The organism is Pseudosulfitobacter pseudonitzschiae (assembly GCF_002222635.1).
GTDB lineage: Bacteria > Pseudomonadota > Alphaproteobacteria > Rhodobacterales > Rhodobacteraceae > Pseudosulfitobacter > Pseudosulfitobacter pseudonitzschiae_A.
On the sequence record NZ_CP022415.1, the window covers coordinates 2,432,461 to 2,455,427 of the forward strand.

Sequence of the window (22,967 nt, forward strand, 5' to 3'; positions counted from 1 at the left end):
AAACGACAGCCCGCGAAACAGCCTAAAATCGGGCAAAATGACCCAAAATTGCCATGCGAATGGGGAATTTGTGCCGAAGTTGCGTCATATGGGGCGTAGTGCAAGCAGTGCATCTGGACGCCCTTCGCCCAGCCCGTTATTGCGCGTCAAGAGTTGCCCGCTGGGTACCGCCACCCGTTGAACGAAAGTAATCTTCATGTCGATGCCAAATAACCTCGCCCCTATTCCCGAACTTTTTGTTTCTTACGATTCAGCCCAAAAGCTCAAACTCGAAGCGGCCGATCTGATCAGCCACGACCTGACCCCACGCCAGATTTGCGATTTGGAACTGCTGATGAACGGCGGGTTCAACCCGCTCAAAGGCTTTTTGTCCGAGGCAGATTACAACGGCGTTGTGGAAAACATGCGCCTTGCCGATGGCAGCCTGTGGCCAATGCCCATCACGCTTGATGTCAGCGAAGGCTTTGCCGAAAAGCTGGAAATCGGACAGGACATTGCCCTGCGCGATCAGGAAGGCGTGATCCTGGCAACCATGACTGTCACCGACCGCTGGGAGCCGAACAAGGCGAACGAGGCGAAAAAAGTCTTTGGCGCCGACGACGACAAACATCCGGCAGTGAACTACCTGCACAATCAGGCGGGCAAGATCTATCTGGGCGGTCCGATCACCGGCATACAGCAGCCCGTTCACTACGATTTCCGCGCCCGCCGCGACACGCCCAACGAATTGCGCAGCTATTTCCGCAAGATGGGCTGGCGCAAAGTGGTGGCGTTCCAAACCCGCAACCCGCTGCACCGCGCCCATCAGGAACTGACGTTCCGCGCCGCGCGCGAAGCACAAGCCAACCTGCTGATCCACCCCGTCGTCGGGTTGACCAAACCGGGTGACGTCGATCACTTTACCCGCGTGCGCTGCTACGAGGCTGTGCTGGACAAATATCCATCGGCCACCACCTCAATGTCGTTACTGAACCTTGCCATGCGTATGGCAGGCCCGCGCGAGGCCGTGTGGCACGGTCTGATCCGCAAAAACCACGGCTGCACCCACTTTATCGTCGGTCGCGACCACGCGGGCCCCGGTACAAATTCCAAGGGTGAAGATTTCTATGGCCCCTACGACGCTCAGGACTTGTTCCGCGAGCATCAAGAGGAAATGGGCATCGAAATGGTCGATTTCAAACACATGGTCTGGGTGCAGGAACGCGCCCAATACGAGGCCATCGACGAGATCGAAGACAAGGATAACATCACCATCCTGAACATCTCGGGCACCGAACTGCGCCGTCGTCTGGCCGAAGGTCTGGAAATCCCCGAGTGGTTCTCCTTCCCCGAAGTGGTCAAGGAATTGCGCCGCACCAAGCCCCCGCGCTCCAAGCAGGGGTTTACCGTGTTCTTCACCGGCTTCTCCGGTTCGGGCAAATCCACCATCGCCAACGCCCTGATGGTTAAGCTGATGGAAATGGGTGGCCGTCCCGTAACATTGCTGGACGGCGATCTGGTACGCAAGAACCTCAGCTCCGAACTGGGCTTTTCGAAAGAGCACCGCGACCTGAACATCCGTCGCATCGGCTATGTGGCGTCGGAAATCACCAAGAACGGCGGCATCGCCATTTGTGCGCCCATCGCGCCCTATGCCACAACCCGTCGTGCCGTGCGCGAAGACATCGAATCTTTTGGTGCTTTTGTCGAAGTGCACGTCGCTACCTCGATCGAAGAATGCGAACGCCGCGACCGCAAGGGTCTGTATAAACTGGCACGCGAAGGCAAGATCAAGGAATTCACCGGCATTTCCGACCCCTATGATGTTCCGGAAGACCCGGAAATCCGCCTGCAAACCGAGAATATCGAGGTGGACAACTGTGCCCATCAGGTTCTGCTGAAACTGGAAAGCATGGGTCTGATCGCTGCCGAATAAGGCGCAGATGATCTGACGAAAACGATAAGGCCCCGCTGTTCCCAGCGGGGCCTTATCGTTTGCGCATCCCCGGTATGTGACCATGCGCCTGCCGGTCCGGATCAGACCCCGTCGCGCAGCATTTCGGCAGCGCTGTGTTCATAGTCTGACCAGCCCACCGCCTGCACCTTGGCCCGCAGCAACGCAGGCCGCATCGCATCATAAAGTTCGGCGTCGGCCCGTGCGATGGCCGCCAAAATCTCGTCTTTGCTGGTGCATATGATCATCGCGTCAGCGTTAAAATACTCGGTGACATCGGGCGCGCCCCAATAGATCGGCACCGTCTCGCACAGCAGGGCATCGACCAGCTTTTCGCTAAAATACCCTCCTGCCCGCACATTCTCGATCACCACGGAAAAGCGGAAGGGTGCCAGCCCTTCATGCTTGTGTTCAAATGGCGCATAGCCGCGCCCCATCAGTGCCACCCCCGTTGCCGCCTCGGCCACCGCGTGGCGCAGCTTGTGCCCTTCCAGATCGCGCCGGTTCGACGCAATCAGTGACACGTTGTCGGTTTTGCTCAGGTCCAAAGTATCCCATTCAGGCACCCAAGTCCGCGCAGCCGTCAAAAACCGCGCATTCGGTGCGCTGCGCAGCAGCTTGGGGTCATGCGTAAAAATCCGGTGATAGCGTCCGTGCGTCCAGCGCAGCAACCGCAGGTGGCGTTCGTGAAGGGTGCGCGGCTCGACCACCATCACGCTGACTTTTGCGGTCACTCCAAAAGGGCGCAGATGCATTGATGTTTTGGGATAGACCAGCAAGTGATCCTCCGCCCCCAGATCGGCCAATGTTCCGCTGCTCAGCCGCGCGGGGCGACCGACGGGCCAATGCAGCATATTCAACGGCAAATCGGCCACGCGCCTGCCAATCCCGTTGCCATAGGGCAAAACTGCAATCGCGCGTTCAGTCATGAGGCAGGTTCACAGTCCCCGACATCAGGACAAAACCGTCGCCTGCAACCTCGACACCCGTGATCGCATCGCGGGGGCCCAGCACGCGCACCTGCGCCTGTCCGGGGCGGCCCAGCCCATGCCCTTGCTCTGCAGTAAAGTCGGGCGCGTCAATCAGACCTTGCGCCCATAGATAGGCCGCCATCGCACCAGTGGCCGAGCCTGTGAACGGGTCTTCGGGCGGGCTGGGCGGGGCCAGCAGCAACCGCGCGGCTGTGTCGCCAGCATCGGTGAACCCTTCAAGCGTGCACCAGAATGGCTCCATCAGGTCGGTGTCAGTGCCCAGCGCCGCGGCCAGATCGGCCAGCCCCTGCATGTTCAGTTGCACCCGCTCCAGCGTGGCGCGATCTTTCAGAACGGTGATGACAAAGGGCAGTCCGGTACTGACCAGTTGCGGCGGGCTGATGATGTCATCTGCGCTCAGGCCGCCCACCGCCGCCACCTGCGCTGGTTCCACCAGCGTGCCGAACTGCGGGGCAACTTGGGTCATCGTCACGCGGCTGCCCTGTACCGTGACCGGCACCAGCCCCGCACCGGTTTCCAGAACCAGTGGCCCGTCACCGATCAACCCGCGCGCCCGCATCGCAGCCACCGTGGCAATGGTGGGATGCCCCGCAAAGGGAATCTCGCGGCTGGCCAGAAAATAGCGCACCCGCATATCGGCCACATCCGACGGGCCCGTGAAGGTACATTCCACCAGTGAGGTCTCGCGCACATAGGCCATGCAGGTCTCGTGGCTCAGACCGGCACCCTGATGCACCACGGCGCAGCCATTGCCACCAAAGGCACGATTAGTAAACGCATCTACCCAGTCAAATTCATACATCAGACACCCCTACAAAGACCCTGGACGTACCGGGATCGCGGCGCACCGCCTCGGTCCCGGCTTGGCGGCGACCATAGTCACCCCGAAGGCTGCGAGAAAGGCCGGATGTTGATCTGGTGTTCGACCAGCGCGTACTGCGGGGCCACCTTGACTTGGGATATGCGATAAGAGTTTCGGGCCCTGCACGCAGCAACGGCCCCGAGGCTGCCAGCCCGAAGGACCAGCAGCACCTGAATTCAGTGCACCGCTTGGGGCGCCAGATCATTCTGCCGCGCCAGCACAAAGGCCATCTTGCGGTCTGCGACCAACGCGATCTGGGTGCCCTGCGCGTCGTGCACAGCATAAAGATGTTCAAGCCCCTCAGCTTGCTCCTGCACGTCTTGCGGCAGGTCGCTTACATCAATGGTTTTGACATAAACGATGTTGCTTTTAGGTTCTGAGTTAAATGGCGTTTCCATGTGGTTACCCTCTCCGGATGCTGATGGTCTGGACGACTGTTTCAGGTTTGGCCCGTGTCAGATCGACATGCAGCAGACCGTTTTCGATGATCGCCTCTCCAACCTCAACGCTGTCAGCCAGCACAAAGGTCCGTTGGAATTGTCGCGCCGCGATGCCACGGTGCAAGAACACGCGCCCGTCGCCGTCGTCGGATTGCCGTCCACGGATCACCAACGTGCGATCCTCGACCGTGATTTGCAGATCTTCTTCGGCAAAGCCGGCCACAGCAAGCGTGATGCGGTAAGAAAAATCGGAAGTTTGTTCGATGTTAAAAGGCGGATAGCCTTCGTTGCCGGATTTTGCCGTGCGTTCCAGCAGGCGTTCCAGTTGCTCAAACCCCAACATATGCGGGTGCGAGCCGAGTGTCATTTTCGTCATTGCGACACGTCCTTATCATATCAAGCGACAGTCATGTACGGTCCCTTTTGGCAACCGCTTGCTCAGAATATGGGAAGATTTGCGCCCCCAGACAAGAGGTCGGGCAGCCAAGGACAGGCCCCTTTGACAAAAATCGGTGATTTTAAGTGATCAATCGCGGCATTTGCGCTGCACGCACTCTATGCGCAGCGGGTGTCATCGCTTATGTATACAATTCCTCACTGTGCGGGAATCAACAATCCATGAATGCGCCATCTGACCTTTCGATGAAGAACGACGATGTGCTGCGCGTCGAGCTGGAAGTGTTCCGGCGCGAACATCGCGATCTGGATGAGGCGATTGCCGCCATGAACCAGCGCGCCACATCCGACCCGCTGACGCTGCAACGTCTGAAAAAACGCAAATTGCGGCTGAAAGACATCATTGCCACCCTCGAAGACCGCCTGACCCCCGACATCATCGCCTGAGCCTTGCCCCGCCGGATCAGGCCCGTATAAGTCCCTGACTGAACGATAATACGCGAGGGCGCAGGATGACGGACCAATCCCCCAAAGTCGGCATTATCATGGGTAGCCAGTCCGACTGGCCCACCATGTGCGAAGCGGCACAAATGCTGGATGATCTGGGCGTGCCCTTCGAGACGCGCATCGTGTCTGCGCACCGCACGCCCGACCGGCTGTGGGACTACGGCAAGACGGCTGTCGATCGCGGTTTGCAGGTGATTATCGCGGGCGCGGGCGGTGCCGCCCACTTGCCCGGCATGATGGCATCAAAAACCCGTGTACCGGTGATTGGCGTGCCGGTTCTGACCAAGGCGCTGTCGGGGGTTGATTCGCTTTATTCCATCCTGCAGATGCCGCGCGGCTTTCCCGTGGCGACGATGGCCATCGGGGCTGCGGGTGCCGCCAATGCGGGGCTGATGGCGGCGGGTATTCTTGCCCTGAACGACCCCGCTCTGGCGCAGCGTCTGGACCAATGGCGCGGCGATCTGTCGGCCTCAATCCCGGAAGAACCCAGCGATGACTGATCCTTTGCCCACAGGCGCCACCATCGGCATTCTTGGCGGCGGCCAGTTGGGCCGTATGCTGTCGGTCGCAGCGGCCCGTCTGGGTTTCAAAACCCACATCTATGAGCCGGGTGCAAACCCGCCCGCCGCAGACGTGGCCCATGCTTGCACCACGGCGGCCTATGACGATGCCGCCGCCCTGACCGCCTTTGCGCAGTCGGTTAATGTGATCACCTATGAATTCGAAAACATCCCGACCGCAGCGCTGGACATCCTCGAAGCGCTCAAACCCATCCATCCCAACCGCGAAGCTTTGCGCATCAGTCAGGACCGCCTGACCGAAAAGGACTTTCTGACCGGTCTGGGCCTGCAAACTGCCCCCTATGCTGACATTCCCGACGCCGACGCGTTGACCGCCGCACTGGGCACGATCGGCACGCCCGCGATCCTGAAAACCCGTCGTTTCGGCTATGACGGCAAGGGGCAGGCGCGGCTGATGTCCGACGCGGACGCACCCCAGGCCATCACCGATATGGCAGGCGCACCTGCCCTGCTCGAAGGGTTCGTAGATTTCTCGATAGAAGTGTCGGTGATCGCCGCGCGCAGCGCCTCGGGCGATGTGGCCTGCTATGACCCCGGTGAAAACATCCACCGCGACGGTATCCTGCACACCACAACCGTCCCCGCCCGCCTGTCCGCCAGCCTGCGCACCGATGCAGTGCTGCTGGCGGCGCGCATCCTGAATGCGCTGGACTATGTGGGCGTCATGGGGGTCGAGTTGTTCGTCACGCCATCGGGGCTGATCGTCAACGAGGTCGCTCCGCGCGTGCACAATTCGGGCCACTGGACCCAGAACGGCTGTGCCGTGGATCAGTTCGAACAACATATCCGCGCAGTGGCCGGCTGGCCCTTGGGCGACGGCCAGCGGCACAGCGACGTGGTAATGGAAAACCTGATCGGCGACGATATGGACCGCGTGCCTGACCTTGCCGCGACCCGTGACACGGCATTGCATCTTTATGGAAAAGCCGACGTTAAACCGGGCCGCAAAATGGGCCACGTCAACCGCATCGTGCGCTGAAACTTACGCCACCAGCCGCGCCGCAATATCACCAGACAGATAGCTGACACGCCCGCCCGAAACGGTCATGGCCACGCGGTCGGCTGCATCCAGCGCGACCAGATCGGCACGCTTGCCTGCCTGCAACACGCCACGGTCCCGCAACCCCAGTGCCCGCGCCGGTCCCGCAGACACCAGCGCCCAAGCGGCGGCAAAATCCAGCACGCCCGACCGCGCCAGCATCAGGGCCGCACGGCGCGGGCTGGGGTAATGGTAATCCGACGCCACTGCGTCGGCCATTCCCATCGACACCACATCCAGCGCAGACACGTTGCCCTTGTGTGATCCGCCCCGCACCAGATTAGGAGCCCCCAGAATAACCACATCTCCCGCCGCATCTGCCGCCTCGGCAGCCTCAAGCGTTTCAGGAAACTCCGACACCTTCACGCCCCGTGCCCGCCATGCCGCGCGGGCTTCGGCGGTGTGGTCGTCATGGCTGCCCATCTGCACACCCATATCCGCCAGTGTGGCGCACAGGCTGTCCAATGCCGCTGGCACCTCGGCGCGGCGTGCGTGCAAATCCAGAAGCATCTGGAAATGCACCTCTGGATTGCGCTGCGCCTTCAACGCCTGCCCCACCAGACGCGGCGGTTTGCGCCCTTCGGCCAGTCGCGCGTGGGGCAGATGGTCGTTGAACACAACATAGGACACACCCCATTCCGCGATCCGCGCGGGCAGGCCAGCATAATCATCCAGCAAATGCGTCTCGAAGCGCAATTGGGGGCGCAGATCGGTGACCAATCCGCCTGCCGTGTCGCGGATCGCACCAAAGACCTGATCGGCAAAGTCCATGCCACGCAGCCCACCCTCCCAGCTGACGAATTGGGCCAGAACGCCCGTGGTGATGCCATTGGCGGCCAGTTCCGCCTCGGCGGCGACCAGCCCTTCGGCCATCTGTTTCATCGCACCGCGACGCGGGGCAAGGTGTCGTTCAAACCCGTCTCCATGTACGTCGACGATGCCGGGCAAAACGCGAAACCCCGTCAGATCCACAGCGCGGCCCACGGGCGCGTCCATGATCAAACCACCGCTCAGGCTCAGCCCGTCGCGGTGAAAGCCTTGCTGTCCCAGCACCTCGGCGCCGGTGATATCAATTGTCAGCATTGCGCGATGAACTCCACAATCCGCCACGCGCGACGCAATCGCCCTCGGGGCAATCCAACTGTTCCAGCACAGCATCCAGCCACGAAACATCCTTTTCAAAGGTTCCCCTGCGCAAAAAATGCACCGTCTGCGAGATCACACGCGGGTTGTTCATCATAAATGTATGCGTAACTGGCAGAACGATATGCGCAGCCATCCCTTCGACCCGGGTCGAGGCGACACTGACCTTACCGTCATCCGGCCCCGGCAAAAGGGTCGAGAAATAGGCGTTCAGCGACTGGTCGCCCGCGATCACCCCCACCGGATAGGTCACGGGTGGCAGGCTGCGCGGCAGACTGTCGGGTCCGGTGCCCATCTGCCCCCCCGCAGGGCCGTTCAGCCAGTCAAAAGCGGCCAGATCACCCAGCTTGTCCACCACTTCGCTGCCCTGATTGGGCGGTGCCAGCATCACCACGCGGCCCAATTGGGGCAGATCATGGTCCCGAAGCCATTCGCGCACCAGAATACCCCCCATTGAATGGGTCACAAAATTCACACTCTGGTTACCACATTCGGCCAGTGCTGCTGGTATGACCCCAGCGGCCAGCGATCCGACCGGCGCTTGGGTCGATGGATAGCCCGGACGCACCACCTGAAACCCGTCCGCTTCCAGCGCGGCTTCCATCAGGGCAAAAGATGTCTCGGTGCGCGCCAGCCCGTGCAACAGGATGACGCAATCCGCCCGCGCGGGCGCGGACAGCAGCAACAGGGGCAAGATCAACATGCAAACTCTCATGCGGTGTGAGATAGTGCCTTGGCGCGACTTATGGAATGGCCCAAGCGCGACAACTTACGGAAACCCGCTTATGCCCAAACCGCGTCCACCCCGCATCGCTGCCCGTGCGGTCATTGTTCACGAGGGGCGGCTGTTGCTGGTGAACGCCTTTGCGGGCAACCGCAGCCCGTTAATGTGCGCGCCGGGTGGCGGGGTCGAGGCCCACAGCAGCCTGCCCGCCAATCTGGTCCGCGAGGTTCACGAGGAAACCGGCCTGCGCATCTCTGTGGGCGCGCCCTGTCTGATCAACGAATTTCACGACCGCAACCGCGACTTCCATCAGGTCGAGGTGTTCTTTCGCTGCACCCTTCAGGGCAGTGCCGACATACCTGACAGCTGGAAAGACCCCGAAGCCGTGGTCACCAAACGCCGCTGGGTGACGCAAACCGAGCTGGAAAACGTACCCCACAAGCCATCAAGCCTTGGCGCAGTGGCCTTTGGTGGCGATGCAATCAGCTATGATCCACTGGAACCTTTGGTGCTGTAACTGCCCATCCGATGCCGCCCAACACCAGTGCTGCGGCCATCACCATCAGCGCGCTGACCGGCTCGCCCAGCACGACAGCCCCCACGACAATCGCGATGATCGGCACGCTTAACTGCACCACAGCCGCCGTAGCCTGCGCCAGACGCGGCAGCAATGCATACCACAGCGCATAGCCCAACCCCGATGTCACAGCCCCCGATACCACAGCCAGCCCGATGCCCAAGGGCCGCGCCGTCATGTCCGGACCGATCAGAAACAGCGCCAACACCGGCAGGCACAGCACAAAATTCGCCGCCGTCGCGGGCAACGGGTCAGGTTCGGATTTGCCCGAAATCGTATAGGCGGCCCAGCCGATCCCCGCGATCACCATCATCACCGCCCCCGCAGGGTCGGTCTGACTGCCCGGACCCGGCCACAACACAAGCAGCAATCCGGCAAAGGCCACACCCGCCCCCGCCATCTGCCTGCGTGTGGGGGCCACACCCCGATATGCGCCCCAACCGAACATCGTTATCTGCACCACCCCGAACAGGATCAGCGCGCCCAGACCTGCGTCCAGCGCCACATAAGACAGCGAAAACCCCGCCATATAGGCCGCCAGAGACACCGCCCCCAGCACCCGCGCACGGCGAAACAGCGGCAGCGGCGTGCCCCGCACGCTCAGCACCATGCACAGGATCACGATGCCCGCGATGACACGGATCAAGGCAAAGCTGGCCGGATCAATGGTGCCACTGCTGACAGCGGCACGGTTCAGCACCGAATTGGCAGCAAATGCCACCATCGTCAGCGCAGTCAGAAAGGTCAGCTTCATAGGTCAGCCCAGCCGCGCGAACGGCTTGGGATAGGTCAGGTTGACCACAGGCACATCCAGCCCCGGCCCCGCAATCATTGTGTGTTCCAACGGATAGGGCGAGGTCAGACCCTGCGCCCGCGCGTGAGAAAACCCTGCCTTTTCGTAAAACGCCACCTGCCCCAGCACCACCACATAGGTTTCGCTCAGCCGCGCCCATTCAACCAGCATTCCCATCATCTGGCGCCCCAATCCACTGCGTTGACGGTCGGGCACCACGGCGACGGGGGCCAGACACAGCCATCCCTTGGGCGCGATCATGTAAGACAGCGCGTAATAGCCCGCGATCCGGCCGTCCCACGTTGTGACGCTCTCGCCCGCCATCGCCCCCGCCTTGCGCAGCGCCCTGACCAGATCGGCCTCGTCCGGACCGTCAAATGCTGTGCGCAACAGTGCATCGGCTTCGTCCTCTTCGCCCCGCCGCAGTTCGCGGGAAAAATCCGGTCCGATCATCATAGGGCGCGGCCCTCCTAGTGGCGCATGAAAAAAGGGGCCGCCCGCAGGCAGCCCCTTCTTATAGATGAAAGCGTTCGGTAAGGAACGGCAGATTACATCATGCCGCCCATGCCGCCCATGCCACCCATATCGGGCATACCGCCGCCGCCGCCGTTGTCTTTCGACGGCTTGTCGGCAACCATGGCTTCGGTGGTGATCAGCAAAGCTGCAACCGATGCTGCGTCTTGCAGTGCGGTGCGCACCACTTTGGCAGGGTCGATAACGCCGAATTTGAACATGTCGCCATATTCTTCGGTCTGCGCGTTAAAGCCGAATGTCAGGTCACTGCTTTCGCGGATCTTGCCCGCGACAACCGCGCCGTCAACGCCTGCGTTTTCAGCGATCTGACGCAGCGGTGCTTCCAGCGCCTTGCGCACGATGCTGATGCCGACGTTCTGGTCGTTGTTCGCGCCTTCCAGGCCTTCCAGCACTTTGCCAGCTTGGACCAGAGCCACGCCACCACCGACAACGATACCTTCCTGAACAGCGGCACGTGTCGCGTTCAGAGCATCGTCAACGCGATCTTTGCGTTCTTTGACTTCGATTTCCGACATGCCGCCGACGCGGATCACGGCAACACCGCCGGCCAGTTTGGCAACGCGTTCTTGCAGTTTTTCACGGTCGTAATCGGATGTGGTTTCTTCGATCTGGTTACGGATCTGGGCAACGCGTGCTTCGATCTCGGCCTTTTCGCCAGCGCCATCGACGATTGTTGTTTCGTCTTTGGTGATGGTGACCTTTTTAGCCGAACCCAGCATGTCCATTGTCACGGACTCAAGCTTCATGCCCAGATCTTCCGAGATGACTTGACCGCCGGTCAGGATAGCAAGGTCTTGCAGCATCGCTTTGCGGCGATCGCCGAAACCGGGTGCTTTCACAGCAGCAATTTTCAGGCCGCCGCGCAGTTTGTTGACAACCAGTGTCGCCAGTGCTTCGCCTTCGACGTCTTCCGAGATGATCAGAAGCGGTTTTTGCGACTGGATGACTTGCTCCAGCAGCGGAACCATCGGCTGCAGGCTCGAGAGTTTCTTCTCGTGCAGCAGGATAATCACGTCTTCCAGTTCGACAGTCATTTTGTCAGCGTTGGTGACAAAATAGGGCGACAGGTAGCCGCGGTCGAATTGCATACCTTCGACAACAACGGTTTCTGTTTCCAGACCTTTGTTTTCTTCGACGGTGATAACACCCTCGTTGCCGACTTTTTGCATCGCGTCAGCGATCTGACGACCGATTTCCGCTTCGCCGTTCGCCGAGATGGTGCCGACTTGGGCAACTTCGTCGCTGTCGGTCACGTCACGTGCGGCTTTGCGGATCGCTTCAACGACTTTGGTTGTTGCCAGGTCGATGCCGCGCTTCAGGTCCATCGGGTTCATGCCGGCGGCAACCGATTTCATGCCTTCCTTGACGATGGCCTGAGCCAGAACAGTCGCGGTTGTTGTACCGTCGCCTGCTTCGTCATTGGTCCGGGAAGCAACTTCCTTGACCATTTGTGCGCCCATGTTTTCGAACTTGTCTTCCAGTTCGATTTCCTTGGCAACCGATACACCGTCTTTGGTAATACGCGGTGCGCCAAAGGATTTGTCCAGAACCACGTTGCGGCCTTTGGGGCCAAGCGTGACTTTTACGGCGTCAGCAAGAATGTTGACACCTTTCAGGATCTTGTTGCGGGCATCGCTGTCGAATTTGACGTCCTTAGCAGCCATGTGTTTTCTCCTTTGAGAATGAGTTGATCATCAGGGTCAGAGCAAGCGGGGTGCTTACTCGATGATCCCCATGATGTCGGATTCCTTCATCATCAGCAGTTCTTCGCCTGCGACGGTGACTTCGGTGCCCGACCATTTTCCGAACAGAATTTTGTCGCCTGGCTTGACGGCCATTTCGATCAGCTCGCCGCTGTCTTTGCGGGCGCCTTCGCCAACCGAAACAACTTCGCCTTCCGAGGGCTTTTCCTTCGCGCTATCGGGAATAATCAACCCGCCAGCAGTTTTCTCTTCGCTTTCCGTGCGGCGAACCAGCACGCGGTCATGAAGCGGTTTCAATGCCATCTTTGCAGCTCCTTAAGGCTCAAAGTTACTCCCTAGCAGGGCACCTTGGCGCCCTGTATTAGCACTCAGCTCGTCCGAGTGATAACGACGCATAGCTAGGCATGTCCGGAGGGGCTGTCAACTGCGCTGATTACAAATTTTACCGAGATATTTCATGGTCGCCTCTTTGCCTTGCCAGCCTCAGCGCATAGCGTGATGAAAGCAATGACCAAAAGGCCCGTTATGATACTGCGCACCCTCGTTCTAGCCCTTGCCCTGATGCTGCCGCAGATGGCCTTGGCCACCTGCAACGGCACCGACTTGCGCACCCGTCTGACCACAGATCAGACCGATGCACTGGCCACGTTGATGCGCGACATGCCCTACCCAGATGGGAACCACTGGGTCGCACACAAGGGGGCGCTGACAATTCATCTGATCGGCACGCTTCATCTGGCCGATCCCCGCCTGCCCGCCATTGCCGCAGGCCTTGCGCCAGTTGTTGCATCCGCCGACATGATGCTGGTCGAGGCCACCGAGGTCGAGGAAAGTCAACTGCTCCAAGCCTTGACCACCCGCCCCGAGCTGATTTCGCTGACCTCCGGTCCGACGCTGATCGACCTGATGCCGCCCGAAACATGGGCAAAACTGGCCCAAGCCGCATCCGAGCGGGGAATCCCGTCTTTCATGGCCGCAAAATTCCAGCCGTGGTATCTGTCGCTGGTGTTGGGAATGCCGCCCTGCGTGTTTTCCAGCGTGAAGAACGACGCACACGGGCTGGACAAGACGCTGCTTCAAATCGCCGAAGACAACGGCGTGCCCGCCACCGCGATTGAACCCTTTGACACGCTCTTTACGCTGATGGCAGAGGCCCCGCTGGACGAGCAAATCAAGATGCTGGGTCTCGGCTTGATGTCCGTGCAGCAATCCGAAGATATGACCGCAACGCTGGTCGAACAGTATTTCGAAGAAGGTCACGGCACGATCATGCCCCTGAACCGAGTGATGGCAAGCAGCTGGATTGACTTGCCGAAGGCCGAATTCGACGTGCTTTTTGACGAGACGCTGGACACGTTGCTGATCCGGCGCAACGCCATGTGGCTGCCAAAAATTACATCGGCGCAGGGGGTCGTGGTCGTTGCTGTCGGCGCGGGCCATCTGGGCGGCGAAGGCGGGTTGCTGCAATTGCTCGACGCAGCAGGCTTTGCCCTCAGACGCCAGCCGTTCTAATTGCCCAAGGCAACCCCTGCCGCTGCCACTGCTTGTGCGCCCTTTGGCGTCAGGCCGTAAATGCCTTTGTCCACCTTTTCGAACCAGCCATAGTGGTCATCGCGCATCATTGTCGTTGCCCGCGCCACTCCGGTCTCGCGCGCCACATCCGCGCCCTTACACGCGCCCGCCTCGTATAAATACATCGCCAACTTGACCGCGTCCTGACGATAGGCCGTGACCAGCCCCACCCGTGTCTGGCCACCGTCGTTCGGATCACCCTGCCGCCGCGCAAATTCGCGCAGCAACTTGCCCTGACGTTTCTTCGACTTGCGCGGGGTATAGGGCACCGGATCGCACTGCACCTCGACCAGCCCGTCGCTGATCCGCACTGTCATCAGACCCAGCCCCAACCGCCGCGCCAGCGTCGTCATCTCCTTAAGCGTTCTGGCAAACCGCTTTCCTTGCCCGCGCGCCACGGCCATATATACATCATCCGACACCGCCAGCCGCGCCACGCACTGATGCACCAACGCCAACGAGAACCCCAGTTTCAGTTCGACAATCACCGGCGGTTCGCCTCCGCGCACTGCCACCACATCGGCAGCGCCAACTTCGGCCTTCACCACATAGCCCTGCGCCTCGAGAAAGGTTTTGACGGGCGGATAAAGATCGGTTTCGCGGGGCACATTCATACCCCGCAGCTAACACCATTTTCAGGCGCGCCCCAAGACGCTAAAGTGCCCGAATGACCCGCGAAGAATTCAACGCCTATTGCGCCGCCAAAGCAGCCGCCACCCATGTTGTGCAGTGGGGCAATGCGGACGTGTGGAAAGTTGGCGGCAAGGTTTTTGCCATTTGCGGGTGGGCTGACGACGCTCCGGCCTTTACCTTCAAGGTCACCGAAATGGCCTTTGAAATCCTCGGCGATATGCCCGGCTTGCGCCCTGCGCCCTACCTTGCCTCGCGGGGACTGAAATGGATCCAGCATTACGGCACCCCCGGCCTGAACGACACCGAACTGACGCAGCATATCGACGCCTCATATGACATGATCGTCGCCAAACTGCCCAGCAAGACGCGCACCGCTCTGGGGTTGGAATAGTCCCCCCTTGCTCTGGTGTAGAAATTCCGTGGTACTGGCAGGGCAAAGCCCCTGAATAAAGCGGTCATCCCCCGCGCCAGCGGGCCACGTTCCCATATCCCGAACGGCCAAAATACCGCAGGTGACAAGGCACAGATGCCCCCCTATAAGGCCGCAAAACCACACATAACCTCAGGACGTCTCATGACAACGCTCGTATTTGGCCACAAATCCCCCGACACCGACAGCACTGGCAGCCCGATCATCTGGGCGTGGTACCTGAAAACCGTCCACGGCATAGACGCCAAACCCGTGTTGCTGGGCGAGCCAAACACCGAAGCGGCGTTTATGCTGGAACGCTGGAACCTCGACAAACCCGAGATCGTCACCGAAGTGGCCGACGGCACGCCCGTTGTGATCGTCGACACCAACAACCCTGCCGAACTGCCCGCGAACATCAACAACTGCGACATCAAGGCAATCATCGACCACCACAAACTGGTAGGCGGCCTGGAAACAGCCGGTCCGATCCATATCGTGATGGAACCGCTGGCCTGCACTGCAACCATCATGTTCAAATCCATCGGCAAGCACATGGCGCAGATGCCCGACAACATCAAAGGTGCCATGCTGTCATGCATTCTGTCCGACACGCTGGAATTCCGCAGCCCGACCACAACGCAAGAAGACACCGCAATTGCACATGATCTGGCCAAACAGCTGGGCATCGGCATTCCCGCCTATGCCTCGGAAATGTTCGAAGCGAAATCCGACGTTTCGTCGTTTTCCGATGCGGAACTGCTGCGCATGGACAGCAAGGAATACACCGTCGACGGCAAGGATTTCCGCGTCAGCGTTCTGGAAACCACAGCGCCCAAGATTGTGCTGGACCGCAAAGACAGCCTGATGGCCTCGATGGTGACCGTGGCTGCCGAAGACGGTGCCGATCAGGTTTTGCTGTTCGTTGTGGACATCCTGAACGAAGAGGCCACTCTGCTGGTGCCCAACGATCTGGTGAAAACCGTGGCCGAAAACAGCTTTGGCGTCACCGTGACCGGCGACACCGTGGTGCTGCCCGGCGTGATGAGCCGCAAAAAGCAGATTATCCCCAACCTCAAGGTCTGAGACGGCGTCACAGCGCGACATTTCTCTCGCGCGACATACATATGGGGCAGCACCCCGAAAAAGGCGGGCCAAGTGCCCGCTTTTTTCTTGACGCCACCGCACGCCCCTGCCCTTGCGCCCTGCCTGCGTTTCATGCTCGAAGCTTAAGCAACCACAGACCAAAGGATTGCCCCATGACCCAGATCATTTCCTCCCTTTCCGATGTCTCCGATCGCTATGATGCCCTGTTCGTCGATCTGTGGGGTTGCGTTCACAACGGCATCGACGCCTTCCCCGACGCAGTGGCCGCATTGCAGGCCTACCGCACCCGTGGCGGCACGGTGGTTCTGGTCACCAACGCGCCACGCCCCCGCGCCAACGTGACCAAGCAAATCGCGGGCTTTGGCATCCCCGACGACGCATGGGACACCATCGCCACATCAGGCGACAGCGCACGCACGGCGATGTATCGCGGCGCGGTCGGGCAAAAGGTGTTCTTCATCGGTGAAAACCGCGACACCAACTTTTTCGACCCCATTGGCGTGGTCGATGATCCGGTCGACATCAGTATTGTGCCGCTGGAAGACGCCGAAGGCATCGTCTGCACCGGTCCATTCGACCCGATGGCCGACGTCGATACGCTGCGCCCGCAACTGCTGTACGCCAAACAAAAGGGCCTGAAACTGCTCTGCGCCAACCCCGACATTGTCGTGGACCGTGGCGACGTGCGCGAATGGTGCGCGGGCGCAGTGGCCAAGCTTTATACCGAAATGGGCGGCGAAAGCCTGTACACTGGCAAACCGCATCCGCCGATCTACGATCTGGCCCGTTTGCGTTTGGCCGAGATTGGTCGCAAGGCTGACAGCGCATCGATTCTGGCAATCGGTGACGGTGTTCTGACCGATATTCAGGGCGCACAGGGCGAGGATATCGATTCTCTGTTCATTTCGGGCGGGCTGGCAGCGGAAGAGACAAAAACCGACACCCAACCGGATTCTGATGCACTCCAGGCCTATCTGGACAGGGAAATGGTCAACCCCACGTACACAATCGGCTTTTTGCGATAGCAACTTTCTCCTTGGCTTTTCTGCGCGTGCAAAGTAATAATATTACCAACAACCGCCATATTGCGTCAGAAAATAACCGGAGCTGGGAATGTTGGACAACCTGCCACGCGGCACGATCTGCATCGAAGACATCGAAATGGGCATGACCCGTCACCTGCGCAAAGTGGTGACGGACGAGGACATCGAGATGTTCGCCCAAGTCAGCACCGACCGCAATCCTGTCCATCTGGACGACGACTATGCCCGCGACACCATCTTTGAGGGGCGCATCGCCCACGGGATGCTGACCGCCGGTCTGATTTCCGCCGTGATCGGTGAACAACTTCCCGGACACGGCACGGTCTATATGGGCCAAAGCCTGAAGTTTCTGGCCCCTGTCCGCCCCGGCGATATGGTCTATGCCGAGGTCAAAGTGATCGACATCGATGTGGCCAAACGGCGCGTCAAACTGGATTGCCATTGCAGCGTCGAGGGAAAAAAAGTGTTGATCGGCGAAGCATCGGTTCTGGCCCCGTCGCGCAAATTCGACTGACGGGATCGCGCTGCACGGCATTTGCGGTGCGAAAGGGCGGGACGTGTCTTGCCTCTGGCAATGGGCGCGGCTAGGCATTGGCCATGCGGATCATTCGAGATTACCAATTTGTCGAGGCAGCGGATCGCGGAGCCTCTGTCGCCATCGGAAACTTTGACGGTGTTCATCTGGGCCACCAGTCGGTGATTGATCTGGCACGCGCTGCTGCCCCCGGTGCGCCCTTGGGCGTGTTGACGTTCGAGCCGCACCCGCGTGAATTTTTCGCCCCCGACGCCCCGCCTTTCCGGTTGATGGGCGCCGAGGCACGAGCCTCGCAACTGGCCAAGCTGGGGGTCGAGCGTCTTTATCAGCTGAACTTCAACGCCCAATTGGCCGGTCTGACACCCGAAGCTTTTGCCCGCTCGGTGATCGCCAACGGTCTGGGCCTGCGTCATGTGGTTGTGGGGTCCGATTTCCGCTTTGGCAAAGGGCGCGCAGGCACGGTAGACACCTTGCAGGCTTTCGGAGCCGAGATGGGCTTTGGCGTGACAATCGCACCGCTGCTGGAAACCGACGCCGCCACAGTGTCGTCCACCGCGATCCGTCAGGCTCTGACTGACGCCCGCCCGCGCGATGCCGCTGAAATGCTGGGCCACTGGCACCGGATCGAGGGACCGGTGATCAGTGGCGAACAACGTGGCCGCGAGTTGGGTTTTCCCACTGCAAATATGTCCATCGACGGCCTGCACCCGCCCGCCTTTGGCGTCTATGCCGTGCTGGTCGACGTACTGGAAGGGCTGCACAAGGGTCGTTATCAGGGTGCTGCCTCGCTTGGCGTGCGCCCGATGTTCGGTGAAAACCGCGCGAACCTCGAAACATTTATCTTCGATTTTTCCGGCGATCTCTATGGCACCCACGTCTCGGTCGCGCTGGTCGAATTCCTCCGCGGCGAGGAAAAATTCGACAGCCTTGATGCGCTGATTGCCCAGATGGACGCCGACTGCACCCGCGCCCGCGACATTCTGGCGGCATTATGAGCGGCGCAAAGCTGGGGCACAAATTCTGGGAACGCAAAGCGCTGGACCAGATGACCGCCCCCGAATGGGAGGCGCTTTGCGACGGCTGCGGCAAATGCTGCCTGAACAAACTGGAAGACGAAGACACCGGCGACGTCGCCCTGACCCGCGTTGCCTGCCGTCTGCTGGACGATGCCACCTGCCGCTGTGCGCACTATGAAAACCGCCACCAGTTCGTACCCGACTGCATCGTGCTGAAGCCGTCAAACCTTGACACCCACGCCTATTGGATGCCGCAAACCTGCGCCTACCGTCTGCTGTGGGAGGGAAAGCCCCTGCCCGACTGGCACCCGTTGCTGACCGGCACCGCACAATCTGTACATGATGCGGGCGTAAGCGTACAAAACAGGACGCTCAGCGAATTCGACATTCCCGAAGAAGACTGGGAAGACTACATAATCGAGGAACCCACCTAGATGTTTTTCGCCTCTGACAACGCCGGCCCTGTCCACCCGCAAATCATGAATCGTATCCTTCAGGACAACACGGGCCATGCCATGCCCTATGGCAACGATCCCGTGATGGACGAGGTCCGACAGGCGATCCGCCGCACCTTCGAGGCACCAGAAGCCGAAGTGTACCTGGTCGCCACCGGCACTGCCGCCAACTCGCTTGCGCTGGCCTGCTACACCCAACCATTCGACACCATCTTTTGCAGCAACGTCGCCCACATCCACGAGGACGAATGCAACGCCCCCGAGTTCTACGCAGGCGGAGCGAAACTGACGCTGGTACAAGGCGGGGACAAGATGACGCCCAAGTCGCTGCACGCCACCATCGCAGGCGAAGAGGTGCGCGGCGTACACGGACCGCAACGCGGGCCTGTCAGCATCACCCAAGTGACCGAACGTGGCGAGGTCTATACGCTGGACGAATTGCGCGCCCTGACGGCAGTCGCCAAGGACTTTGACCTGCCTGTGCATCTGGACGGCGCACGTTTCGCCAATGCAATCAACACATTGGACTGTACCGCCGCAGAGATGACGTGGAAATCGGGCGTGGATATCGTCAGCTTTGGTGGCACCAAGAACGGCTGCATGGGCGTCGAAGCTGTGGTGATGTTCGACGCTGAAAAAGCATGGGAATTCGAATTGCGCCGCAAACGTGGGGCGCATCTGTTTTCCAAACACCGCTTTTTGTCGTCACAGATGGCGGCGTATCTGGACGGCGAATTGTGGATGGAAACGGCCGCCGCAGCGAACGCCAATGCCCAGCGTCTGGCCGCGGGCCTACGTGACAACGGTGCCGAATTTTTACACCAGCCCGATGCCAACATGATTTTTGCCGCCTTCCCCCGCGCCGCGCACAAACGGCTGCACGCGGCGGGCGCAAAATATTACATCTGGGAAGGCGAGATGGAAGGCGACGATCCTGACGAAATGATCGCCGCGCGTCTGGTTTGTGACTGGTCGATCTCGGATGCGCAAATCGACCAGTTTCTAAGTTACCTCTAAGCCGCGTCCAGAAACCGCCGCACTTCGTCGGCGACGCGCTTGGGGTGGGTGATCGGGGCCATGTGCCCTGCCCCCTTCAACACAACGCGCTGCGCCTGTGGAATACGGCGCATCAGCGCCGTGTTGGCCGCAGCGATGGTGCCATCGGAATCGCCCCCTTCCATCAGCAGCACCGGACATTTGATCACGTCCAGTGCCCCAGGTTTCAGCAGGCCGATGCTGTCGCGCTGCACTGCGGGGGCTGATCCCGCGACAAAGTCGATGCGGTCGGCCATATACTGCCGCGTCTGTTGCGGAATCTCGTCCCACGGCGTGCCGTTGCCCCAACCGCGATTGAACGACCGCGCCGCCTGCATCTTGTCGCCAGCTTTCATCGCTGCATCAAAATCCAGATTGCGCAAACGGTATTCCTCGACCTTGGCCGGATCATCCGCCGCGACAAAGGCAAAGGCCACCGGTTCGATCAGCGTCAGGCTGCGCACCCGTTCGGGTGCCTCGGCCGCCAATCGCAGGGCCACCATCGCGCCAAAGCTGTGGCCGATCAGGTCCATCGGTTCGGACAGCATGTCATGGCCCCATGCCGTCACCAGATCGTGCAGATCGCCCTTGCCGTTCCAGTCGGGTGATTTGCCGTGGCTGGGCATGTCATAGGCGTTGATCGTCAGCCCGTCCCCCAGTGCGTCGGCCATGCCGCGCCACGCGCCGGAATGCGCAAGCGTGCAGTGAACCGCCAGAACCTGTCTGGGGCCAGTTCCATAACGTCGAGAATGGTAATCCATATTCAGAGCTTGCCCGCCAGATGCAGATCCAGATCATCCAAACGGTCCTGACCCCAGAACCGGTTGTCGCCTTGTGCAATATAAAACGGCGCGCCAAAGACGCCTCGGTTGGCGGCTTCCTCCAGATTAGTCGCGTATGTTTCTGCCCCCTGCAACAGCCCGCTATCGGCCAGCGACGGTGAAAACCCCGCCTCTTCCAGACAGGCGCGCACAACAGCGTCATCCGCAATGTCTTTCTCGTCCGCCCAAACCGAGCGCAAGAACGCATGGACCAGCTTGCCCACATCACCGCCGCCTGCGTGGATCGCCGCTATGATCGCATAAGACGCAGGCGCGCCATTGGTCGGCCAGTGGGCCGGTTGCAGGTTAAACGGCATGCCCAGCTTTTTCGCCTGCCGCACCAATTCCTGCGCGCGGTATTCCTGCCGGCTGGGGTGACGGTCCTTGGGCGGTGTGCCACCGGTGCGCCCGAACAACGCCGTGATATCCGTGGGCTTGTAATTGATGGTGGCGTCGTGTTTTGCCGCGATTTCTTCCAGCCGAGTGCCCGCCAGATAGGTGTATGGCGACAGCACTGAAAAAAAATAGTCGATCTGGTGCATGTTATTCTCCGATAGGGGGGTGTCCCGCTTTGCCGGACCGTAAGGCCATGCTAAGCGGTGTCAACGTCACGATTCTGTCACAAGCGCCTTGGGGGGCCACAAGACATGCCACACGTTCAGGAACCCAAGCTGATCGCCGGAAACGCCAACCAGCCATTGGCACAGGCCATCGCGCGCCGGATGTCGATGCACCGCGGGAAAAAGATGGGGCTGGTAGAAGCCCGTGTAGAGCGGTTCAACGATGGCGAAATTTTCGTCGAAGTCTACGAAAACGTCCGCGGCGAGGATATGTATATCATCCAGCCCACGTCAAACCCCGCCAATGACAACCTGATGGAATTGCTGATCATGTGCGACGCGCTGCGCCGTTCCTCGGCGGCCCGCATCACTGCTGTGATTCCCTACTTCGGCTATGCCCGTCAGGATCGCCGGACAAAGGCCCGCACGCCCATCAGCGCCAAACTTGTTGCCAACATGCTGGTCAGTGCCGGTGTCGAACGTGTGCTGACGATGGATCTGCACGCAGCGCAAATTCAGGGGTTCTTCGACATCCCCGTCGACAACCTCTATGCGTCTCCGATCTTTGCACTGGATATCGCCAACCAGTTTCGCGACCGTCTGGATGATCTGATGATCGTCTCGCCCGACGTGGGGGGCGTGGCCCGTGCCCGCGAACTGGCCAAGCGTCTGAACGCACCGCTGTCCATCGTTGACAAGCGCCGCGAAAAACCCGGCGAGATTGCGGAAATGACCGTGATCGGCAACGTAAAAGGCAAGGTTGCCCTGATCGTCGACGACATGTGCGACACCGCCGGCACCCTGTGCAAAGCCGCCGAAGTCCTGATGGAAAACGGGGCGAAAGAGGTTCACAGCTATATCAGCCACGGCGTGATGAGCGGGCCTGCGGTGGAGCGTGTGACCAAATCGGTGATGAAATCATTGGTGATCACCGACACGATCGCCCCGACCAAAGCCATTCTGGATGCGCCAAACATCCGCGTCGTGCCCACTGCACCCATCTTTGCACAGGCGATTCTGAACATCTGGAACGGCACTTCGGTCAGCTCGCTGTTCGAGCAGGACACGCTGGGCCCGATCTATGACGGGATGTACGCCGCCGAATAGGTCCGCGTCTGACACTTCATCTTGCCAGATAAACTCCGGGGACGCGCCAAAGGCGCGGGGGCAGAGCCCCTGCCCGGCTTCAGTAAAGCTCCCAGTCATCGGAGTCCGCAAGCTCTCCGATGGCTGTCCAGCTGACCCGTACCCGTGCCACGCGTGTGTCGCCCCATGTGCGAAACACCAGATCGAACCCGTCCTGGGTGATTGTCTCGGTCGAAATATCGGCGCGGATGACTGTTGTTGCATCCATATCCCACAGGCTGATCGACGCCTGAACAGCAGGCGGGCTGCGAAAGGGTTCTTCGAATGAAATCCGCCGCCGCCGCTCGCGTTGCCCACGGCCTGTCCACATTTCGCCACCGTCTTCGAAATCCGAAAACATCACAGGGTCTCCCTGCGCGATGCCGATCATGTAGTTGCGTAGCTTCTTCATTGTCCGCCTTGTCTGCGTGG

At 60.2% G+C, this 22,967-nt stretch carries 28 protein-coding genes; 14 read left to right on the forward strand and 14 right to left on the reverse strand.

All coding sequences use genetic code 11. From position 1 onward, the window contains the following. The first annotated feature begins 196 nt into the window (after nucleotides 1–196). Nucleotides 197–1,915: a bifunctional sulfate adenylyltransferase/adenylylsulfate kinase gene (locus SULPSESMR1_RS11790; RefSeq protein WP_089421001.1), complete on the forward strand. Its 1,719-nt coding sequence runs from the start codon at nucleotides 197–199 to the stop codon at nucleotides 1,913–1,915. A gap of 101 nt (nucleotides 1,916–2,016) precedes the next feature. Here the strand turns inward: SULPSESMR1_RS11790 and SULPSESMR1_RS11795 are convergent, their stop codons facing one another. From SULPSESMR1_RS11795 to SULPSESMR1_RS11810, 4 genes are all read right to left on the reverse strand, one after another. Further along, complete coding sequence (locus tag SULPSESMR1_RS11795; protein WP_089421002.1) at nucleotides 2,017–2,862, reverse strand: hypothetical protein; 846 nt, start codon at nucleotides 2,860–2,862, stop codon at nucleotides 2,017–2,019. Beyond that, nucleotides 2,855–3,727 (reverse strand): PhzF family phenazine biosynthesis protein, encoded by an 873-nt coding sequence (locus tag SULPSESMR1_RS11800; protein ID WP_198362792.1) that lies wholly within the window; start codon nucleotides 3,725–3,727, stop codon nucleotides 2,855–2,857. Before SULPSESMR1_RS11800 ends, SULPSESMR1_RS11795 begins: the two co-directional genes overlap by 8 nt. A 236-nt stretch (nucleotides 3,728–3,963) precedes the next feature. Then, nucleotides 3,964–4,185, reverse strand: a complete 222-nt coding sequence (locus SULPSESMR1_RS11805) for a DUF1150 family protein (protein ID WP_089421004.1) — start codon at nucleotides 4,183–4,185, stop codon at nucleotides 3,964–3,966. A 4-nt stretch (nucleotides 4,186–4,189) separates the two neighbouring features. Continuing rightward, nucleotides 4,190–4,603: an Hsp20 family protein gene (locus tag SULPSESMR1_RS11810; protein WP_089421005.1), complete on the reverse strand. Its 414-nt coding sequence runs from the start codon at nucleotides 4,601–4,603 to the stop codon at nucleotides 4,190–4,192. Nucleotides 4,604–4,845: 242 nt separating this feature from the next. Here SULPSESMR1_RS11810 and SULPSESMR1_RS11815 point away from each other — a divergent pair, with 242 nt between their 5' ends. From SULPSESMR1_RS11815 to SULPSESMR1_RS11825, 3 genes are all read left to right on the forward strand, one after another. Further along, complete coding sequence (locus tag SULPSESMR1_RS11815) at nucleotides 4,846–5,070, forward strand: YdcH family protein (RefSeq protein WP_089421006.1); 225 nt, start codon at nucleotides 4,846–4,848, stop codon at nucleotides 5,068–5,070. 65 nt (nucleotides 5,071–5,135) lie between these two features. Further along, nucleotides 5,136–5,630 (forward strand): 5-(carboxyamino)imidazole ribonucleotide mutase, encoded by a 495-nt coding sequence (gene purE, locus SULPSESMR1_RS11820; RefSeq protein ID WP_089421007.1) that lies wholly within the window; start codon nucleotides 5,136–5,138, stop codon nucleotides 5,628–5,630. Continuing rightward, complete coding sequence (locus SULPSESMR1_RS11825) at nucleotides 5,623–6,690, forward strand: 5-(carboxyamino)imidazole ribonucleotide synthase (RefSeq protein WP_089421008.1); 1,068 nt, start codon at nucleotides 5,623–5,625, stop codon at nucleotides 6,688–6,690. The genes purE and SULPSESMR1_RS11825 overlap by 8 nt, the downstream gene beginning before the upstream one ends. Nucleotides 6,691–6,693: 3 nt before the next feature. On the opposite strand, the gene SULPSESMR1_RS11830 is transcribed toward SULPSESMR1_RS11825, so the two are convergent. Both SULPSESMR1_RS11830 and SULPSESMR1_RS11835 read right to left on the reverse strand, forming a co-directional pair. Next, nucleotides 6,694–7,833, reverse strand: coding sequence for an alpha-D-ribose 1-methylphosphonate 5-triphosphate diphosphatase (locus tag SULPSESMR1_RS11830; RefSeq protein WP_089421009.1), 1,140 nt, complete (start codon nucleotides 7,831–7,833; stop codon nucleotides 6,694–6,696). Beyond that, nucleotides 7,820–8,596 (reverse strand): esterase/lipase family protein, encoded by a 777-nt coding sequence (locus SULPSESMR1_RS11835; RefSeq protein ID WP_421086485.1) that lies wholly within the window; start codon nucleotides 8,594–8,596, stop codon nucleotides 7,820–7,822. The genes SULPSESMR1_RS11830 and SULPSESMR1_RS11835 overlap by 14 nt, the downstream gene beginning before the upstream one ends. 82 nt (nucleotides 8,597–8,678) lie before the next feature. Here SULPSESMR1_RS11835 and SULPSESMR1_RS11840 point away from each other — a divergent pair, with 82 nt between their 5' ends. Continuing rightward, nucleotides 8,679–9,134, forward strand: coding sequence for an NUDIX domain-containing protein (locus SULPSESMR1_RS11840; RefSeq protein ID WP_089421011.1), 456 nt, complete (start codon nucleotides 8,679–8,681; stop codon nucleotides 9,132–9,134). Here the strand turns inward: SULPSESMR1_RS11840 and SULPSESMR1_RS11845 are convergent. The 4 genes from SULPSESMR1_RS11845 to SULPSESMR1_RS11860 all read right to left on the reverse strand — a co-directional run bounded on the left by SULPSESMR1_RS11845 (nucleotide 9,100) and on the right by SULPSESMR1_RS11860 (nucleotide 12,527). Further along, on the reverse strand, nucleotides 9,100–9,948 hold the full coding sequence (locus SULPSESMR1_RS11845) for a DMT family transporter (protein ID WP_089421012.1): 849 nt from the start codon (nucleotides 9,946–9,948) through the stop codon (nucleotides 9,100–9,102). The two genes, SULPSESMR1_RS11840 and SULPSESMR1_RS11845, sit on opposite strands and share 35 nt — an antisense overlap. Nucleotides 9,949–9,951: 3 nt before the next feature. Continuing rightward, nucleotides 9,952–10,443, reverse strand: coding sequence for a GNAT family N-acetyltransferase (locus tag SULPSESMR1_RS11850; RefSeq protein WP_240311466.1), 492 nt, complete (start codon nucleotides 10,441–10,443; stop codon nucleotides 9,952–9,954). A gap of 92 nt (nucleotides 10,444–10,535) precedes the next feature. Further along, complete coding sequence (groL, locus tag SULPSESMR1_RS11855; protein WP_089421013.1) at nucleotides 10,536–12,185, reverse strand: chaperonin GroEL; 1,650 nt, start codon at nucleotides 12,183–12,185, stop codon at nucleotides 10,536–10,538. Nucleotides 12,186–12,239: 54 nt separating this feature from the next. After that, nucleotides 12,240–12,527, reverse strand: a complete 288-nt coding sequence (locus tag SULPSESMR1_RS11860; protein ID WP_089421014.1) for a co-chaperone GroES — start codon at nucleotides 12,525–12,527, stop codon at nucleotides 12,240–12,242. A gap of 222 nt (nucleotides 12,528–12,749) precedes the next feature. On the opposite strand from SULPSESMR1_RS11860, the gene SULPSESMR1_RS11865 reads away from it, so the two are divergent. Continuing rightward, a complete protein-coding gene (locus SULPSESMR1_RS11865; protein ID WP_157729010.1) occupies nucleotides 12,750–13,736 on the forward strand; it encodes a TraB/GumN family protein in 987 nt (328 codons plus the stop codon). On the opposite strand, the gene SULPSESMR1_RS11870 is transcribed toward SULPSESMR1_RS11865, so the two are convergent. Then, nucleotides 13,733–14,410 carry a DUF2161 domain-containing phosphodiesterase gene (locus SULPSESMR1_RS11870; protein WP_089421016.1) on the reverse strand — a complete coding sequence of 226 codons (678 nt, stop codon included), beginning with the start codon at nucleotides 14,408–14,410 and terminating at the stop codon, nucleotides 13,733–13,735. The genes SULPSESMR1_RS11865 and SULPSESMR1_RS11870 overlap by 4 nt on opposite strands. 53 nt (nucleotides 14,411–14,463) lie before the next feature. Here SULPSESMR1_RS11870 and SULPSESMR1_RS11875 point away from each other — a divergent pair, with 53 nt between their 5' ends. From SULPSESMR1_RS11875 to SULPSESMR1_RS11905, 7 genes are all read left to right on the forward strand, one after another. Then, the gene (locus tag SULPSESMR1_RS11875) at nucleotides 14,464–14,820 is read left to right on the forward strand and encodes an MmcQ/YjbR family DNA-binding protein (protein ID WP_089421017.1); all 357 of its coding nucleotides are present in this window, start codon (nucleotides 14,464–14,466) and stop codon (nucleotides 14,818–14,820) included. Between the two features lie 183 nt (nucleotides 14,821–15,003). After that, nucleotides 15,004–15,924, forward strand: coding sequence for a manganese-dependent inorganic pyrophosphatase (locus tag SULPSESMR1_RS11880; RefSeq protein WP_089421018.1), 921 nt, complete (start codon nucleotides 15,004–15,006; stop codon nucleotides 15,922–15,924). 173 nt (nucleotides 15,925–16,097) lie between these two features. Further along, on the forward strand, nucleotides 16,098–16,970 hold the full coding sequence (locus SULPSESMR1_RS11885; RefSeq protein ID WP_089421019.1) for a TIGR01459 family HAD-type hydrolase: 873 nt from the start codon (nucleotides 16,098–16,100) through the stop codon (nucleotides 16,968–16,970). A gap of 88 nt (nucleotides 16,971–17,058) precedes the next feature. Continuing rightward, nucleotides 17,059–17,502 (forward strand): MaoC family dehydratase, encoded by a 444-nt coding sequence (locus SULPSESMR1_RS11890; protein WP_089421020.1) that lies wholly within the window; start codon nucleotides 17,059–17,061, stop codon nucleotides 17,500–17,502. Nucleotides 17,503–17,585: 83 nt separating this feature from the next. Continuing rightward, nucleotides 17,586–18,518, forward strand: coding sequence for a bifunctional riboflavin kinase/FAD synthetase (locus SULPSESMR1_RS11895; RefSeq protein ID WP_089421021.1), 933 nt, complete (start codon nucleotides 17,586–17,588; stop codon nucleotides 18,516–18,518). Next, nucleotides 18,515–18,973 (forward strand): YcgN family cysteine cluster protein, encoded by a 459-nt coding sequence (locus SULPSESMR1_RS11900; RefSeq protein WP_089421022.1) that lies wholly within the window; start codon nucleotides 18,515–18,517, stop codon nucleotides 18,971–18,973. The genes SULPSESMR1_RS11895 and SULPSESMR1_RS11900 overlap by 4 nt, the downstream gene beginning before the upstream one ends. Further along, nucleotides 18,974–20,011 carry a threonine aldolase family protein gene (locus SULPSESMR1_RS11905; protein ID WP_089421023.1) on the forward strand — a complete coding sequence of 346 codons (1,038 nt, stop codon included), beginning with the start codon at nucleotides 18,974–18,976 and terminating at the stop codon, nucleotides 20,009–20,011. Here SULPSESMR1_RS11905 and SULPSESMR1_RS11910 read toward each other — a convergent pair. Then, the gene (locus tag SULPSESMR1_RS11910; RefSeq protein WP_240311465.1) at nucleotides 20,008–20,790 is read right to left on the reverse strand and encodes an alpha/beta fold hydrolase; all 783 of its coding nucleotides are present in this window, start codon (nucleotides 20,788–20,790) and stop codon (nucleotides 20,008–20,010) included. The two genes, SULPSESMR1_RS11905 and SULPSESMR1_RS11910, sit on opposite strands and share 4 nt — an antisense overlap. 2 nt (nucleotides 20,791–20,792) lie before the next feature. Further along, nucleotides 20,793–21,392 (reverse strand): 2-hydroxychromene-2-carboxylate isomerase, encoded by a 600-nt coding sequence (locus tag SULPSESMR1_RS11915; RefSeq protein ID WP_089421025.1) that lies wholly within the window; start codon nucleotides 21,390–21,392, stop codon nucleotides 20,793–20,795. A gap of 105 nt (nucleotides 21,393–21,497) precedes the next feature. Between SULPSESMR1_RS11915 and SULPSESMR1_RS11920 the strand changes: the two genes are divergently transcribed. After that, the gene (locus tag SULPSESMR1_RS11920; protein WP_089421026.1) at nucleotides 21,498–22,517 is read left to right on the forward strand and encodes a ribose-phosphate pyrophosphokinase; all 1,020 of its coding nucleotides are present in this window, start codon (nucleotides 21,498–21,500) and stop codon (nucleotides 22,515–22,517) included. Between the two features lie 79 nt (nucleotides 22,518–22,596). Here the strand turns inward: SULPSESMR1_RS11920 and SULPSESMR1_RS11925 are convergent, their stop codons facing one another. Further along, nucleotides 22,597–22,947, reverse strand: a complete 351-nt coding sequence (locus SULPSESMR1_RS11925; protein ID WP_089421027.1) for an H-type lectin domain-containing protein — start codon at nucleotides 22,945–22,947, stop codon at nucleotides 22,597–22,599. Nucleotides 22,948–22,967 lie beyond the last annotated feature (20 nt).

Excerpts from the sequence above, each read along its gene's own strand:
- SULPSESMR1_RS11790 (WP_089421001.1), top strand. The coding sequence starts at position 197 with ATGTCGATGCCAAATAACCTCGCCCCTATTCCCGAACTTTTTGTTTCT.
- SULPSESMR1_RS11795 (WP_089421002.1), bottom strand. The coding sequence starts at position 2,862 with ATGACTGAACGCGCGATTGCAGTTTTGCCCTATGGCAACGGGATTGGC.
- SULPSESMR1_RS11800 (WP_198362792.1), bottom strand. The coding sequence starts at position 3,727 with ATGTATGAATTTGACTGGGTAGATGCGTTTACTAATCGTGCCTTTGGT.
- SULPSESMR1_RS11805 (WP_089421004.1), bottom strand. The coding sequence starts at position 4,185 with ATGGAAACGCCATTTAACTCAGAACCTAAAAGCAACATCGTTTATGTC.
- SULPSESMR1_RS11810 (WP_089421005.1), bottom strand. The coding sequence starts at position 4,603 with ATGACGAAAATGACACTCGGCTCGCACCCGCATATGTTGGGGTTTGAG.
- SULPSESMR1_RS11815 (WP_089421006.1), top strand. The coding sequence starts at position 4,846 with ATGAATGCGCCATCTGACCTTTCGATGAAGAACGACGATGTGCTGCGC.
- purE (WP_089421007.1), top strand. The coding sequence starts at position 5,136 with ATGACGGACCAATCCCCCAAAGTCGGCATTATCATGGGTAGCCAGTCC.
- SULPSESMR1_RS11825 (WP_089421008.1), top strand. The coding sequence starts at position 5,623 with ATGACTGATCCTTTGCCCACAGGCGCCACCATCGGCATTCTTGGCGGC.
- SULPSESMR1_RS11830 (WP_089421009.1), bottom strand. The coding sequence starts at position 7,833 with ATGCTGACAATTGATATCACCGGCGCCGAGGTGCTGGGACAGCAAGGC.
- SULPSESMR1_RS11835 (WP_421086485.1), bottom strand. The coding sequence starts at position 8,596 with ATGTTGATCTTGCCCCTGTTGCTGCTGTCCGCGCCCGCGCGGGCGGAT.
- SULPSESMR1_RS11840 (WP_089421011.1), top strand. The coding sequence starts at position 8,679 with ATGCCCAAACCGCGTCCACCCCGCATCGCTGCCCGTGCGGTCATTGTT.
- SULPSESMR1_RS11845 (WP_089421012.1), bottom strand. The coding sequence starts at position 9,948 with ATGAAGCTGACCTTTCTGACTGCGCTGACGATGGTGGCATTTGCTGCC.
- SULPSESMR1_RS11850 (WP_240311466.1), bottom strand. The coding sequence starts at position 10,443 with ATGATGATCGGACCGGATTTTTCCCGCGAACTGCGGCGGGGCGAAGAG.
- groL (WP_089421013.1), bottom strand. The coding sequence starts at position 12,185 with ATGGCTGCTAAGGACGTCAAATTCGACAGCGATGCCCGCAACAAGATC.
- SULPSESMR1_RS11860 (WP_089421014.1), bottom strand. The coding sequence starts at position 12,527 with ATGGCATTGAAACCGCTTCATGACCGCGTGCTGGTTCGCCGCACGGAA.
- SULPSESMR1_RS11865 (WP_157729010.1), top strand. The coding sequence starts at position 12,750 with ATGATACTGCGCACCCTCGTTCTAGCCCTTGCCCTGATGCTGCCGCAG.
- SULPSESMR1_RS11870 (WP_089421016.1), bottom strand. The coding sequence starts at position 14,410 with ATGAATGTGCCCCGCGAAACCGATCTTTATCCGCCCGTCAAAACCTTT.
- SULPSESMR1_RS11875 (WP_089421017.1), top strand. The coding sequence starts at position 14,464 with ATGACCCGCGAAGAATTCAACGCCTATTGCGCCGCCAAAGCAGCCGCC.
- SULPSESMR1_RS11880 (WP_089421018.1), top strand. The coding sequence starts at position 15,004 with ATGACAACGCTCGTATTTGGCCACAAATCCCCCGACACCGACAGCACT.
- SULPSESMR1_RS11885 (WP_089421019.1), top strand. The coding sequence starts at position 16,098 with ATGACCCAGATCATTTCCTCCCTTTCCGATGTCTCCGATCGCTATGAT.
- SULPSESMR1_RS11890 (WP_089421020.1), top strand. The coding sequence starts at position 17,059 with ATGTTGGACAACCTGCCACGCGGCACGATCTGCATCGAAGACATCGAA.
- SULPSESMR1_RS11895 (WP_089421021.1), top strand. The coding sequence starts at position 17,586 with ATGCGGATCATTCGAGATTACCAATTTGTCGAGGCAGCGGATCGCGGA.
- SULPSESMR1_RS11900 (WP_089421022.1), top strand. The coding sequence starts at position 18,515 with ATGAGCGGCGCAAAGCTGGGGCACAAATTCTGGGAACGCAAAGCGCTG.
- SULPSESMR1_RS11905 (WP_089421023.1), top strand. The coding sequence starts at position 18,974 with ATGTTTTTCGCCTCTGACAACGCCGGCCCTGTCCACCCGCAAATCATG.
- SULPSESMR1_RS11910 (WP_240311465.1), bottom strand. The coding sequence starts at position 20,790 with ATGGATTACCATTCTCGACGTTATGGAACTGGCCCCAGACAGGTTCTG.
- SULPSESMR1_RS11915 (WP_089421025.1), bottom strand. The coding sequence starts at position 21,392 with ATGCACCAGATCGACTATTTTTTTTCAGTGCTGTCGCCATACACCTAT.
- SULPSESMR1_RS11920 (WP_089421026.1), top strand. The coding sequence starts at position 21,498 with ATGCCACACGTTCAGGAACCCAAGCTGATCGCCGGAAACGCCAACCAG.
- SULPSESMR1_RS11925 (WP_089421027.1), bottom strand. The coding sequence starts at position 22,947 with ATGAAGAAGCTACGCAACTACATGATCGGCATCGCGCAGGGAGACCCT.